Raw genomic sequence first — 12,326 nt, forward strand, 5'->3', positions numbered from 1 at the left:
GCAAGCGGGGCCCGAAGGCCCCGCCGATCAACGCTGCAAGCAGCTCACGCTATACGCCGGTCGTTCAGATCCCGTTGCGTGCCTTGAACTCACGGCGACGGCGATGCAGCACAGGCTCGGTGTAGCCGTTAGGCTGCTTGGCACCTTCGAGCACCAGCTCGACTGCCGCCTGGAAGGCAACGTTGTCGTCGAAGTTGCCCGCCATCGGGCGATACAGCGGGTCGTTGGCGTTCTGCTTGTCGACCACTGCCGCCATGCGCTTGAGGCTTTCGAGCACCTGCTCCTGGCTGACTACACCATGTCGCAGCCAGTTGGCCAGCAACTGGGCGGAAATGCGCAAGGTGGCGCGGTCTTCCATCAGCCCCACGTTGTTGATGTCGGGCACTTTGGAGCAACCCACACCCTGATCGATCCAGCGCACCACGTAGCCCAGGATGCCCTGGGCATTGTTGTCCAGCTCGTTGCGGATTTCCTCGTCCGACCAGTTGGGGTTGGTCGCCAGCGGAATGGCCAGGATGTCATCGACCGAAGCCGGTGTGCGCGAAGCCAGCTCGCGCTGGCGCGCCTGCACATCCACCTTGTGGTAGTGCAGGGCGTGCAGGGTGGCTGCCGTCGGCGAAGGCACCCACGCGGTATTGGCACCGGCCAGCGGGTGAGCGATCTTCTGCTCCAGCATGGCGGCCATCAGGTCGGGCATGGCCCACATGCCCTTGCCGATCTGCGCACGCCCTTGCAGGCCGGTGGCAAGGCCTACATCGACGTTGTTGTTTTCATAGGCGCCGATCCACTTCTCGTTCTTCATGGCGCCTTTGCGCACGACCGGGCCTGCCTCCATGGAGGTATGGATTTCGTCGCCCGTGCGATCGAGGAAGCCCGTATTGATGAACACCACGCGCTCGGCAGCGGCCTTGATGCAGGACTTGAGGTTGACCGTTGTGCGGCGCTCTTCGTCCATGATGCCGACCTTGACGGTATTGCGCTGCATACCCAGCAGGTCTTCGACCCGGCTGAATATCTCGGCGGCGAACGCCACTTCCTCCGGGCCATGCATCTTCGGCTTGACGATGTACACACTGCCGGTACGGGTATTGCGGCGACTGGTGGTGCCGTTGAGGTTGTGCAGCGCCATGAGGTTGGTGAACAGACCGTCCTGGATACCTTCCGGGACTTCGTTACCCTGCGCGTCGAGGATGGCCGGGTTGGTCATCAGGTGACCCACGTTGCGCACGAACAGCAGCGAGCGACCATGCAGCGTGACGCTGCCCCCGTTCGGCGCTGCGTACTCGCGATCGGGGTTCATGGTGCGGGTGAACGTCTTGCCGCCCTTGCTGACGCTTTCGGCCAGGTCACCTTTCATCAGCCCCAGCCAATTGCGATACACGATCACTTTGTCGTCGGCGTCGACTGCCGCCACGGAGTCTTCGCAGTCCATGATGGTGGTCAGTGCCGATTCCATCAGGATGTCCTTGACGCCTGCGGCATCGGTGCTGCCCACCGGGGTACTGGCATCGATCTGGATTTCGAAGTGCAGGCCATTGTGCTTGAGCAACACGGCAGTGGGGGCGTTGCTGTCGCCGTGGAACCCGACCAGTTGGGCGTCGTCACGCAGGCCCGTGTTGCTGCCGCCTTTGAGGGTGACGACCAACTGGCCAGCCTCGATGCGATAGGCCGTGGAGTCGACGTGCGAACCAGCAGCCAGTGGTGCCGCTTCGTCGAGGAAGGCACGGGCGAAGGCGATCACTTTGTCGCCACGTACCTTGTTGTAGCCTTGCCCCTTTTCGGCGCCGCCTTCCTCGCTGATGGCGTCGGTGCCGTAGAGCGCGTCGTACAGCGAGCCCCAGCGGGCATTCGCGGCGTTCAGGGCAAAGCGTGCATTCATGACCGGTACCACCAACTGCGGACCGGCCATGTGGGCGATTTCTTCGTCCACGTTTTGCGTAGTGGCCTGGAAATCGTCGGCTTGTGGCAGCAGGTAACCGATTTCCTGAAGGAAAGCCTTGTAGGCCGGGGCGTCGTGGGCCTGGCCTTTGCGGGCCTGGTGCCAGGCGTCGATCTGGGCTTGCAGCTCGTCGCGCTTGGCGAGGAGGGCTTTGTTCTTTGGAGCGAGGTCGTTGATGATCTTTTCAGCACCTGCCCAGAACTGCTCGGCGATGATGCCGGTTCCGGGGATGGCTTCGTTGTTCACGAAGTCGTACAGGACTTTGGCGACCTGAAGGCCACCGACTTGAACGTATCCAGTCATTGCTTGCCTCACTCTGCTCAGCTATTTCGCTCTTTTGTATTGAGCCTGTAGCGCTTCTCCTCGCACGGCACCAGTGCATGCCTCCGGTACAAGCCCGGACGCGGCTGGGTGCGGTTTGCCTGCCTGACAGCAAGCAACGTGCATTCTTCACAGGCGCCTCGACAGACCTTCAAACGACGTTGTGTAGTCCGCGCCCACGGATACTACATGAAGCAGCCGGCTGGGCACTATCAGACTAAAAGCGCCGTCAGGCGACCTGTTGGTCGCACAGGATCCTGCAAGGAAGCGCCATGTTCGCAAAAAACGGAGTGATTGTTCCAGATAAATCTAAAAACAGTACACGATTTATAAGGAGGATTGCCCTGCGGCAGGTTGACGCGCCTTGCCTATACTGTGGCGACACCTTGGCGCTGTATGGCCTGAACCCCACTCGAGGAACATTCCGTGGAACATCTTGTGCTTACCGTGATCGCCCCGGACAAGGCCGGCCAAGTCGAGCGGATCGCCCAGTGCATCGCCGACTTCGAGGGTAACTGGCTGGAAAGCAGCATGTCGCGCATGGCTGGGCAATTTGCCGGCATCCTGCGGGTGGCAGTGCCGGCGGATCGGTATGACGCGTTGGTGGACGCGCTAGGGGCATTGTCCGCACACGGCATTCGCGTGCAACTGGCCGAAAGTGGCAGCGAGCCTGCCCATGCATCCAAACCCTTTGGCATGGAACTGGTAGGTAACGACCGGCCAGGGATCGTGCGGGATATCACCCGTGTGCTGGCCGAGCTGAATGTGAACGTCGAACGGATTGCCACAGAGGTACGCCCGGCACCGATGAGCAACGAACCCCTGTTTCATGCCGAGGCCCTTCTGGCATTACCCGCGTCCCTGCCGCTGGAGCAGTTGCAGCAACGTCTGGAAGCGCTGGCCGATGACTTGATGGTGGAGTTGCGGTTGCGCGCGGATGAGTAAATGCGGCTCGCCACTGCCGCAGACTCTGGCAGAAGTTATCCCGATTTAGAGAGGACGGCCTTGTGGATAAGCTGGGGCTATCGGGCCCCAGCGCCCGGCTTGCAAGGGCTGCAGAGATTTGATCGAAAATTGATCAATGCAGAGGGGGTTGTGCACAAACGGCGGGGACGAGGGTGTGGATAAGCTCTGGAGATGTCTCTGCAGGCCATGTATATCAAGGCGTACAGAGACATGATCGTTTTTTGATCAGCGACTTTTACGCAAACTCCACCACGCATCGACGCTGTACAACGCCAGCCCTGCCCAGATGAACATGAATGCGGTAAGCGTGCTTGGGGATAGATGCTCGTCGAACAGCCAGATGGCCTGGAGCAAGACCAGCGTTGGCGCCAGGTATTGCAGAAAGCCCAGCGTGGTGTAGGGCAGATGCCGTGCGGCAGCGTTGAAACACACCAGCGGCACCAGTGTCACGGGGCCTGCAGCCATCAGCCACAAGGCCTCGCTTGTGGTGTAGAACTCACCTTGCGCGCTCATCGCGCCGGGGTGCAGCAGCAACCACCCAAGCGCCAGCGGTACCAGCATCCAGGTCTCGACAACCAGGCCGGGCAGGGCCGCCACGGGGGCTTGCTTGCGAATAAGCCCGTAGAACCCGAAGGTCAGCGCCAGTGCCAAGGATACCCAGGGCAGGCTGCCCACCTGCCAGACCTGTTGCATGACGCCGAGCGCGGCCAGGCTGACCGCCAGCCACTGCAAACGGCGCAAGCGCTCGCCGAGAATCAGCATGCCGAGCAGCACGTTGATCAGCGGGTTGATGTAGTAGCCAAGGCTGGCCTCGAGCATGCGTCCGTTGTTCACCGACCAGACATACGTCAGCCAATTGGCTGCGATCAATGTGCCGCTCAATGCCAGGATGGCCAAGCGCCGCGGGTTGTCGCGCAGGTCGCGCCACCAGCCGGGGTGTTTCCAGAAGGCGAGCAGTATCGAGCCGAACAGCGCTGACCACAGCACACGGTGGACGATGATCTCCACGGCGGGGACGCTTTGGATGGCTTTGAAGTACAGGGGGAACAGGCCCCAGATGATGTAGGCACTCAGGCCCAGTAGATACCCGCGACGCGGGTTTGCAGCGTGCATGCAGAGTCCTTGCTTAAGATGCTGATTAACGGCAGCTATTGTAGACAGCGCCGACGGTCGATCTAGAACAACTTGAGTGGGGCTTCATCGAGGGCGGCCATTTGCTCACGCAGCGCCAGAATCTGATCACCCCAGTACCTAGGCTGACCGAACCACGGGAAGCTGGGCGGAAATGCCGGATCGTCCCAGCGACGCGCCAGCCAGGCACTGTAGTGGAGTTGACGCAGGGCACGCAGCGGCTCGATCAACGCCAGCTCACGCGGGTCGAAGTCGTGAAATTCGTTGTAGCCCTCGACCAGCTCGGCCAACTGGCCCTGACGCTCATCCCGATTGCCTGCCAGCATCATCCACAGGTCCTGTACCGCAGGGCCCATGCGGCAGTCGTCCAGGTCAACCACATGGTAGATCTCGTCGCGGTGCATCAGGTTGCCCGGGTGCAAGTCACCGTGCAGGCGGATGACCTGGTGCGGGGTGCGGGCATAGATGGCTTCCACTCGAGCCAGTACATCGCGCGCGACCGATTCGAAGGCGGGCAACAGTTCCCGGGGCACGAACCCGCCTTTTAGCAGTGTGTCCAGTGAGGCGTGCCCGAAGTTATCCACAGCCAACGCTTCCCGGTGTTCGAACGGCCGGCTGGCAGCCACGGCATGCAGGCGTCCGATCAACTGGCCCAAGCGGTACAACTGATCGAGGTTGCCGGGTTCAGGGGCATGCCCACCACGGCGCGGGAACAGCGTAAAGCGAAAGCCACCGTGTTCGAACAACGTGTTGCCTTGATGCTGCAGAGGCGCTACCACCGGCACTTCGCAGCCGGCCAATTCGGCCGTGAAGCGGTGTTCTTCGACGATGGCTGCATCGCTCCAGCGACCGGGTCGATAGAACTTGGCGATCAAGGGCTGCTCGCCCTCGATGCCCACTTGGTAGACGCGGTTTTCATAGCTGTTGAGTGCCAATACCCGCGCATCGCTGAGAAACCCCAATGATTCCACGGCGTCGAGCACCAAGTCGGGGGTGAGTGTGGCGAACGGGTGGGACATGATGACTCCGGCGGTAGGCAGCGTGGCCCCCATGTTACCGCGTTGGCCACCGAGGCGCCGCAGGGCACTCGGCCATGTGCCAAACGCCGTTACAGGTCAGGCCGGGATACCAATCACCACATCGGCGGCCGAGAACTGCGCACGCAGGGCGCTGCCAACGGTCACCTGGTGCTCTGCCAGCCAGGCCGGTTCGGCGAAGGCGCACAGGGTCTGACCATTGCCAAGCGCAAGGCGCACCTCGTGGGGGCCATCGGTGCCCGTCAGAATCGAGTCCACGGTCACCTGCAGGCAATTGTGCTGTTGATCCGCCTCGTCGCTGTGGCCCAGCAGGCGCACCCAACCTGCCTTGAGCAAGGCCACCACCGTCGTGCCCAAGGTCAGCCCAAGGCGCTCGGTGCTGTCATGAGTGATCAAGGCTTCGATCTGCAGCCCCCCACTCAGTGCAAGGCCGACCCGATCATGCCACCCCACGCGATGAAGGGCGCTGACCTGGCCTTGCAGCTGATTCCGGGCGCTGGTGCGCAGCATCAGGCGACCGAGCAGGTCAAGGTCGCTCACATCATCGGTGGCTTCGAGCAACTGAGCTTGCAAGGCTTGCAGGCGCTGATACAGCCTCAGCACCCGTTCGCCTTCGGCAGACAGGCGTGCACCGCCGCCGCCGCGCCCGCCAGTGCTGCGCTCTACCAAGGGGCTGCTGGCCAGGTTGTTGAGTTCATCGATCGCATCCCAGGCAGCTTTGTAGCTCATGCCGGCAGCCTTGGCGGCGCGGGTGATGGAGCCCTGCTCGGCAATGTGCTGCAAGAGGGCCACGCGCTGTGGGCGGCGGGTAATGTGATGGGTCAGTGGGGCAGGTAAGGGCATGGGCATCCGACCGGTTCGGTGATGGGCCAGTGTACGGGGTGGGCGTAGCGTACCACTGCGTCGCCGCCACTGGCCTGCACGCTCATGCATAGCCGGGCTTGGGTGTGCGTGCCAGGCAGTAGACGTCTACACGTGCGGCACCTGCCTTGCGCAGGACCTGTGCAACAGCCTGCGCCGTCGCGCCGGTGGTCAGTACATCATCGACGAGCGCGACATGCTGGCCGTGCAGGCCACCGCATACGGCGAACGCCTGACGCAGGTTGCGCCATCGAGCCTTGGCGCTCAGATGCTGCTGGGCCGTGGTGTGGCGGGTGCGTACCAGCAGGTGTTCGACGAAGGGCACTGCCAGTTGCCTTGACCACCAACGCGCCAGCATCGCAGCCTGGTTGAACCCCCGTTCACGCAGCCGGCGCCGTGTCAGGGGTACAGCAAGCAGCACGTCGGGGCGGGGCAGGCCTTCGGCATAGTGATGGCTCAGCGCATGACCGGCAATCTCAGCCATCAGGCGTCCCAGCGGCCACTGACGGTTGTGCTTGAACCGACTGATCAGGGTGTCCACCGGAAATGTGAAATGCCAGGGTGCCAGAACCCGTTCGAATGCTGGCGGCCTGCGGTTGCACTGTCCGCATTCCATGCCTGCCATGGCCAGAGGCAGGGCGCACCGTGAGCAGTGGTCATCATTCAGCCAGGGCAGTTGTTGTTCACATGGCTCGCATAGCGCGTAGGGCTGGAGCGCAGTGGCACCGCATAGTGCGCATATTTGGTTAACTAGTGACCAATTGTAGACCAGCTTCTTAAGCTTAAGTTGACAGTTCATGGGCCTTCCCTGACTATTTCGGCTATCCGTGAAGCGCGGGCGTTCTCCTTGCCCGGCGCCTGCTAGAGCCTAAACAAGGAAACGCCGATGAGCGCCAGTACAACTGCAACAACACGTCACGACTGGTCCCTGGCCGAGGTCAAGGCGCTGTTCCAACAGCCGTTCAACGACCTGATCTTCAACGCCCAGGCTGTACACCGTGCGCATTTCGACGCCAACCGGGTGCAAGTCTCAACCCTGCTGTCGATCAAGACCGGTGCCTGCCCCGAAGACTGTAAGTACTGCCCGCAGTCCGGGCACTACAACACCGGCCTGGAAAAGCAGAAGCTCATGGAGGTGCAGAAGGTGCTCGAGGAGGCCGCGCGCGCCAAGGCCATTGGTTCCACGCGCTTTTGCATGGGCGCTGCGTGGAAGCACCCTTCGGCCAAGGACATGCCCTATGTGCTGGAGATGGTCAAAGGGGTCAAGGCCATGGGCCTGGAAACCTGCATGACCCTCGGCAAGCTCGACCAGGAGCAGACCCAAGCGCTGGCCCAGGCGGGCCTGGACTATTACAACCACAACCTCGATACCTCCCCCGAGTTCTACGGCAGCATCATCACTACGCGCACCTACGCCGAGCGCTTGCAGACCCTGGCCTATGTGCGCGATGCCGGCATGAAGATCTGCTCTGGCGGCATCCTCGGCATGGGCGAGACGCTCGATGACCGCGCAGGCCTGCTGATTCAACTGGCCAACCTGCCTGAGCATCCGGAGTCCGTGCCGATCAACATGCTGGTCAAGGTGGCCGGTACGCCGCTGGCCGACGAGGCCGACGTCGATCCGTTCGACTTCATCCGCATGCTGGCAGTGGCCCGTATTCTCATGCCCAAGTCGCACGTGCGCCTTTCGGCAGGCCGTGAGCAGATGAACGAGCAAATGCAGGCCTTGGCATTCCTGGCCGGTGCCAACTCGATCTTCTACGGTGAAAAGTTGCTGACAACGGCCAACCCGCAGGCCGACAAGGACATGCAGCTGTTCGCACGCCTGGGAATCAAGCCTGAAGCCGGTGAAGAGCACGCCGATGAAGTCCACCAGGCTGCGATCGAGCAGGCGCTGGTCGAGCAGCGCAACGATGCGTTGTTCTACGATGCAGCTTCGGCCTGACATGGCCTTCGACTTGGCCGCGCGGCTGGCCGACCGGCGCGCGGCGGACCTCTACCGACAGCGCCCCTTGCTGGAAAGCCCACAAGGGCCGCTGGTAGTGGTCGATGGCCAGCCGCTGCTGGCTTTCTGCAGCAACGATTACCTGGGCCTGGCAAGTCATCCTGACGTGCTCGCGGCCTGGCAGGCAGGTGCTGATCGCTGGGGTGTGGGTGGGGGGGCTTCGCATCTGGTCATAGGCCATACCACGGCACACCATCAACTTGAGCAAGCATTGGCCGAACTCACCGGGCGGCCGCGAGCGCTGCTGTTCTCCACCGGCTACATGGCCAACCTGGGGGTAATCACCGCATTGGTGGGCAAGGGCGATACGGTGTTGCAGGATCGCCTGAACCACGCCTCGCTGCTCGACGGTGGCCTGCTCAGCGGCGCGCGTTTCAGCCGTTACCTGCACAATGATGTCGGCAGCCTGAGCGACCGCCTGGCCAAGGCCACGGGCAATACATTGGTCGTGACCGATGGCGTGTTCAGCATGGACGGTGATGTGGCCGATTTGCCGGCGCTGGCCCAGGCGACGCGTGCGCGCGATGCCTGGCTGATGGTGGACGATGCCCATGGCCTGGGCACCCTGGGTGTGGGCGGCGGAGGAGTCGTCGAGCACTATGGCCTGGGCGTGGACGATGTCCCGGTACTGGTCGGTACGCTGGGCAAGGCCTGCGGTACGGCGGGTGCGTTCGTGGCTGGCAGTGAAGCGCTGATCGAAGCGCTGATCCAGTTCGCCCGGCCTTACATCTACACCACCAGCCAACCGCCCGCCTTGGCCTGCGCCACCCTCAAGAGCCTTGAGCTGGTGCGGACACAGCCTTGGCGACGCGAGCACCTGGCGGCACTGATACAGCAATTTCGCGAAGGCGCAGAACAACTGGGCTTGCGCCTAATGGAGAGCCAGACGCCGATCCAGCCGATTGTCATCGGTGACAGCGCGCAAGCGCTTCGTCTGTCGCAGCTACTGCGCGAGCGCGGTCTGTTGGTGACCGCTATCCGGCCACCTACGGTGGCGGTCGGTAGTGCGCGATTGCGCGTTACCTTGAGCGCTGCCCACACAGCAGCTCAGGTGCAGCTATTGTTGAATGCATTGGCAGAGTGTTATCCACAGCTGGAGCGCGCCGATGCGTAACCGACTCGTACTGCTACCAGGCTGGGGCCTGGGCACCGCTTCTCTTGAGCCGCTTGCAGCCAGCCTGCGCGCCCAGGACCCTGGGCTTCAGGTGACGCTGATGCCCATGCCGGAGCTGGATCACTGTGACGTCCAGGGTTGGGTCGAGCACCTGGATCGCAAGGTACCCAACGATGTGTGGCTGGGGGGGTGGTCGCTGGGCGGTATGCTGGCCAGTGCCCTGGCCGACAAGCGCGGCGACCACTGTTGCGGCTTGCTCACCCTGGCCAGTAACCCTAGTTTCGTGGCCCGTGCCGATTGGCCTCACGGGATGGCCGAAGACACCTTCGGGACGTTCCTGGATGGTTGCCGCAGCCATCCGTCGGTCACGCTCAAGCGCTTTCGCACGTTGTGCAGCGAAGGGGCCATGCAACCGCGCACCTTGCTTCGCCAGCTGGGCGTAGGCGTTCCAGACACCGATCCGCTGTACCTGGCTACGGCGCTACAGGTACTGGCCCAGCTCGATACCCGAGCAGCGCTGGAGGCCTTCGCCGGCCCGCAGCTTCATCTTTTTGCCGGCGCAGATGCCCTGGTGCCAGCCGAAGCTGCGCAGGCGTTGAGCGAGCTGTTGCCCGACGTGGAAGTGGGCCTTGTCGAAGACAGTTCCCATGCGTTTGTGCTCGAGTACCCACAAGAACTGGCCAGCGGTATCAAAAGTTTCCTGCATGAGAGTGGCGATGACTGATCTTTCCCAGCCAGGCTTGCCTGGCGCCTTGCCCGACAAACGCCAGGTGGCCACGTCGTTTTCGCGTGCGGCAGCCAGCTATGACAGCGTGGCAGCCCTGCAGCGTTCGGTCGGCATGAACCTGCTGACGATGCTGCCATCTGACCTCGAACCGACTCGCTGGCTTGATCTGGGCAGTGGCACGGGCCATTTCAGCCGGGTGCTTGCCGAGCGTTACGGGCCTGCAAGCGGTGTTGCCGTGGACATCGCCGAAGGCATGCTGCGTCATGCTCGCGATCGAGCCGATGGCGCCCAAAGCTACATCGTCGGCGATGCCGAGCGCTTGCCGCTGGGGGAGGGGTGCGTCGATCTCGTCTTTTCCAGCCTGGCCGTCCAGTGGTGCAGCCATTTTGCCCAAGTGCTGGAAGAAGCTTCGCGTATTCTGCGACCAGGCGGCGTCCTGGCTTTCAGCAGCCTGTGCGTGGGTACGCTCGATGAATTGCGCGGCAGTTGGCAGGCCGTGGATGGCCAGGTACACGTCAACCGCTTCAGGCGCTTCGACGAATACCAACGTTCATGTGCAGCCAGTGCCCTCGAAACGCAGGTACTGCAACAGTTGCCGCATGTATTGCATTATGCACACGTGCGCACATTGACCCATGAACTCAAGGCGCTGGGGGCGCACAACCTCAACCCGGGTCGTCCTGCCGGGCTCACCGGGCGCGCCCGCATACAGGGTATGCTCCAGGCGTACGAGGCCTACCGCCAGCCCCAAGGGCTGCCTGCCACTTATCAAGTGGTCTACGGCGTGCTGCGCAAGCCTGTGGCATAGGAGTACTTCATGAGTCAGGCGTATTTCATTGCTGGAACTGACACCGATGTCGGCAAGACCACCATTGCAGCCGGTCTTCTACACGCAGCGAAGTTGCAGGGGTTGAGCACCCTGGGGGCCAAGCCGGTGGCATCTGGCTGCAGCATGACGGCCAAGGGCTTGCGCAACAGCGACGCCCTGGCGCTGATCGACGAGAGCACCATCAAGCTCGCCTACGAGCAGGTCAACCCATTCGCCTTCGAGCCAGCCATCGCCCCCCATGTCGCCGCGCGGGAAGCCGGTGTGACGCTGGCGGTGGCGCAGCTGCTGGCGGATATGCGCACGGTGTTGCAGCACCAGGCCGATTTCACCTTGATCGAAGGCGCAGGCGGCTGGCGGGTGCCGCTTTCGGGCCTGGCGAACCTGTCGGACCTGGCCGTTGCATTGCAGCTGCCGGTCATCCTGGTGGTCGGGGTAAGGCTGGGCTGCATCAGCCACGCGCTGCTCAGTGCCGAAGCCATCGAACGGGACGGACTGCAGCTCGCCGGGTGGGTGGCGAACATCATCGAGCCAAAAACGTCGCGGCTCGAAGAGAATCTGGCCAGCCTGGCCGAACGGCTGCCGGCGCCTTGTCTGGGCCGAGTGCCCAAGCTCAAGCAAGCCACGGCGGACAAGGTGGCCGAGCATTTGCAACTGGACTTGCTGGATTAACCAGCGCGTGTCTGCGGTAGCGGCGGGGCCAAGCGTGAAGGTTAACTGACGCTGGTATGGTCAAGGCCTATCAAGTGGCACTGAGCCATTAGCGATTTAAACGGGCTTTTTGGTAGCTGGCCTGCTTTAATGAGGCCTCACCGTCATCCAGTGTCGATGGAGTCCTGACATGGAAATCACCGGTAGCTCCGCCTTCTACGCAGGCCTTGGTGCCATTCACAATGGTCAGAATCGCGTTGACCAGGCCGCCAGCCAGCTCGCCAACACCACCGCCGAACGTTCCGCCACCAGTCAGTCGAGTGATTTTCAGGCCGAGCGGCTGCGTGCCGTCGACAGAAGTCAGCAAATGGACCTGGCCACCAGCACCGTGCAAATGGCGCTGGGCAGAACCGAAGTCGAGCTTGGCGCCAAAGTCGTCAAGGCATCCGACGAAATGCTGGGTCGTATCATCGACACCTACGCCTAACGGTCGATAGCGCGTTCCCGCCTGCCACACACCGCCCAGAGGCTTGCACTGCCTCGTTTTCTTTTCTTCGCCAGAAGCGTCCCCGTCCTCACGGGCGAAGTGGCGTGGGCGTTGATGGCGGATGCGCCATTTTCCGTGGCGTAAATGGCACCTCTGGCCCTTCTTGACATCCGGCAGCGGTAAACGTAAGTTTCAAACAACTGTTTGATAGACCCTGCCGCGTGCGCCGGTCCCCCACAGAACTCACCTAGAGGTTCATCG

At 62.4% G+C, this 12,326-nt stretch carries 12 protein-coding genes; 7 read left to right on the forward strand and 5 right to left on the reverse strand.

Annotation, left to right across the window (positions count from 1 at the left end):
• Window positions 1–64: 64 nt before the first annotated feature.
• Window positions 65–2,242 (reverse strand): malate synthase G, encoded by a 2,178-nt coding sequence (locus FH041_RS19300; protein WP_027913592.1) that lies wholly within the window; start codon window positions 2,240–2,242, stop codon window positions 65–67.
• A gap of 444 nt (window positions 2,243–2,686) precedes the next feature.
• On the opposite strand from FH041_RS19300, the gene FH041_RS19305 reads away from it, so the two are divergent.
• Window positions 2,687–3,205 carry a glycine cleavage system protein R gene (locus tag FH041_RS19305; RefSeq protein ID WP_027913593.1) on the forward strand — a complete coding sequence of 173 codons (519 nt, stop codon included), beginning with the start codon at window positions 2,687–2,689 and terminating at the stop codon, window positions 3,203–3,205.
• 246 nt (window positions 3,206–3,451) lie between these two features.
• On the opposite strand, the gene rarD is transcribed toward FH041_RS19305, so the two are convergent.
• From rarD to FH041_RS19325, 4 genes are all read right to left on the reverse strand, one after another.
• Window positions 3,452–4,339 (reverse strand): EamA family transporter RarD, encoded by an 888-nt coding sequence (rarD, locus tag FH041_RS19310; RefSeq protein ID WP_027913594.1) that lies wholly within the window; start codon window positions 4,337–4,339, stop codon window positions 3,452–3,454.
• A 62-nt stretch (window positions 4,340–4,401) separates the two neighbouring features.
• Window positions 4,402–5,376, reverse strand: coding sequence for a serine/threonine protein kinase (locus FH041_RS19315; RefSeq protein WP_028686641.1), 975 nt, complete (start codon window positions 5,374–5,376; stop codon window positions 4,402–4,404).
• Between the two features lie 96 nt (window positions 5,377–5,472).
• Entirely contained in the window at window positions 5,473–6,237 is a 765-nt protein-coding gene (locus FH041_RS19320; protein WP_027913596.1) for a TOBE domain-containing protein, read from the reverse strand.
• Window positions 6,238–6,319: 82 nt separating this feature from the next.
• Complete coding sequence (locus tag FH041_RS19325; RefSeq protein WP_027913597.1) at window positions 6,320–7,054, reverse strand: ComF family protein; 735 nt, start codon at window positions 7,052–7,054, stop codon at window positions 6,320–6,322.
• Between the two features lie 87 nt (window positions 7,055–7,141).
• Between FH041_RS19325 and bioB the strand changes: the two genes are divergently transcribed.
• The 6 genes from bioB to FH041_RS19355 all read left to right on the forward strand — a co-directional run bounded on the left by bioB (window position 7,142) and on the right by FH041_RS19355 (window position 12,065).
• Window positions 7,142–8,200: a biotin synthase BioB gene (bioB, locus tag FH041_RS19330; protein WP_023532484.1), complete on the forward strand. Its 1,059-nt coding sequence runs from the start codon at window positions 7,142–7,144 to the stop codon at window positions 8,198–8,200.
• Window position 8,201: 1 nt separating this feature from the next.
• Window positions 8,202–9,374 (forward strand): 8-amino-7-oxononanoate synthase, encoded by a 1,173-nt coding sequence (bioF, locus tag FH041_RS19335; RefSeq protein WP_088522858.1) that lies wholly within the window; start codon window positions 8,202–8,204, stop codon window positions 9,372–9,374.
• Complete coding sequence (locus FH041_RS19340) at window positions 9,367–10,098, forward strand: alpha/beta fold hydrolase (protein ID WP_088522859.1); 732 nt, start codon at window positions 9,367–9,369, stop codon at window positions 10,096–10,098. Before bioF ends, FH041_RS19340 begins: the two co-directional genes overlap by 8 nt.
• Window positions 10,091–10,909 (forward strand): malonyl-ACP O-methyltransferase BioC, encoded by an 819-nt coding sequence (bioC, locus tag FH041_RS19345; protein ID WP_059183576.1) that lies wholly within the window; start codon window positions 10,091–10,093, stop codon window positions 10,907–10,909. The genes FH041_RS19340 and bioC overlap by 8 nt, the downstream gene beginning before the upstream one ends.
• Window positions 10,910–10,918: 9 nt before the next feature.
• On the forward strand, window positions 10,919–11,599 hold the full coding sequence (gene bioD, locus FH041_RS19350; protein ID WP_027913601.1) for a dethiobiotin synthase: 681 nt from the start codon (window positions 10,919–10,921) through the stop codon (window positions 11,597–11,599).
• A 169-nt stretch (window positions 11,600–11,768) separates the two neighbouring features.
• Complete coding sequence (locus FH041_RS19355) at window positions 11,769–12,065, forward strand: hypothetical protein (protein ID WP_059183577.1); 297 nt, start codon at window positions 11,769–11,771, stop codon at window positions 12,063–12,065.
• Window positions 12,066–12,326: the final 261 nt, after the last annotated feature.

Origin of the sequence: Pseudomonas sp. SWI7, assembly GCF_006351945.1 — a bacterium.
Taxonomy (GTDB): Bacteria; Pseudomonadota; Gammaproteobacteria; order Pseudomonadales; family Pseudomonadaceae; genus Aquipseudomonas; species Aquipseudomonas fulva.

Bases quoted from the DNA above. Each gene is read 5' to 3' on its own strand.
- FH041_RS19300 (WP_027913592.1), bottom strand. From the start codon at position 2,242: ATGACTGGATACGTTCAAGTCGGTGGCCTTCAGGTCGCCAAAGTCCTG.
- rarD (WP_027913594.1), bottom strand. From the start codon at position 4,339: ATGCACGCTGCAAACCCGCGTCGCGGGTATCTACTGGGCCTGAGTGCC.
- FH041_RS19315 (WP_028686641.1), bottom strand. From the start codon at position 5,376: ATGTCCCACCCGTTCGCCACACTCACCCCCGACTTGGTGCTCGACGCC.
- FH041_RS19320 (WP_027913596.1), bottom strand. From the start codon at position 6,237: ATGCCCTTACCTGCCCCACTGACCCATCACATTACCCGCCGCCCACAG.
- FH041_RS19325 (WP_027913597.1), bottom strand. From the start codon at position 7,054: ATGAACTGTCAACTTAAGCTTAAGAAGCTGGTCTACAATTGGTCACTA.
- bioB (WP_023532484.1), top strand. From the start codon at position 7,142: ATGAGCGCCAGTACAACTGCAACAACACGTCACGACTGGTCCCTGGCC.
- bioF (WP_088522858.1), top strand. From the start codon at position 8,202: ATGGCCTTCGACTTGGCCGCGCGGCTGGCCGACCGGCGCGCGGCGGAC.
- FH041_RS19340 (WP_088522859.1), top strand. From the start codon at position 9,367: ATGCGTAACCGACTCGTACTGCTACCAGGCTGGGGCCTGGGCACCGCT.
- bioC (WP_059183576.1), top strand. From the start codon at position 10,091: ATGACTGATCTTTCCCAGCCAGGCTTGCCTGGCGCCTTGCCCGACAAA.
- bioD (WP_027913601.1), top strand. From the start codon at position 10,919: ATGAGTCAGGCGTATTTCATTGCTGGAACTGACACCGATGTCGGCAAG.
- FH041_RS19355 (WP_059183577.1), top strand. From the start codon at position 11,769: ATGGAAATCACCGGTAGCTCCGCCTTCTACGCAGGCCTTGGTGCCATT.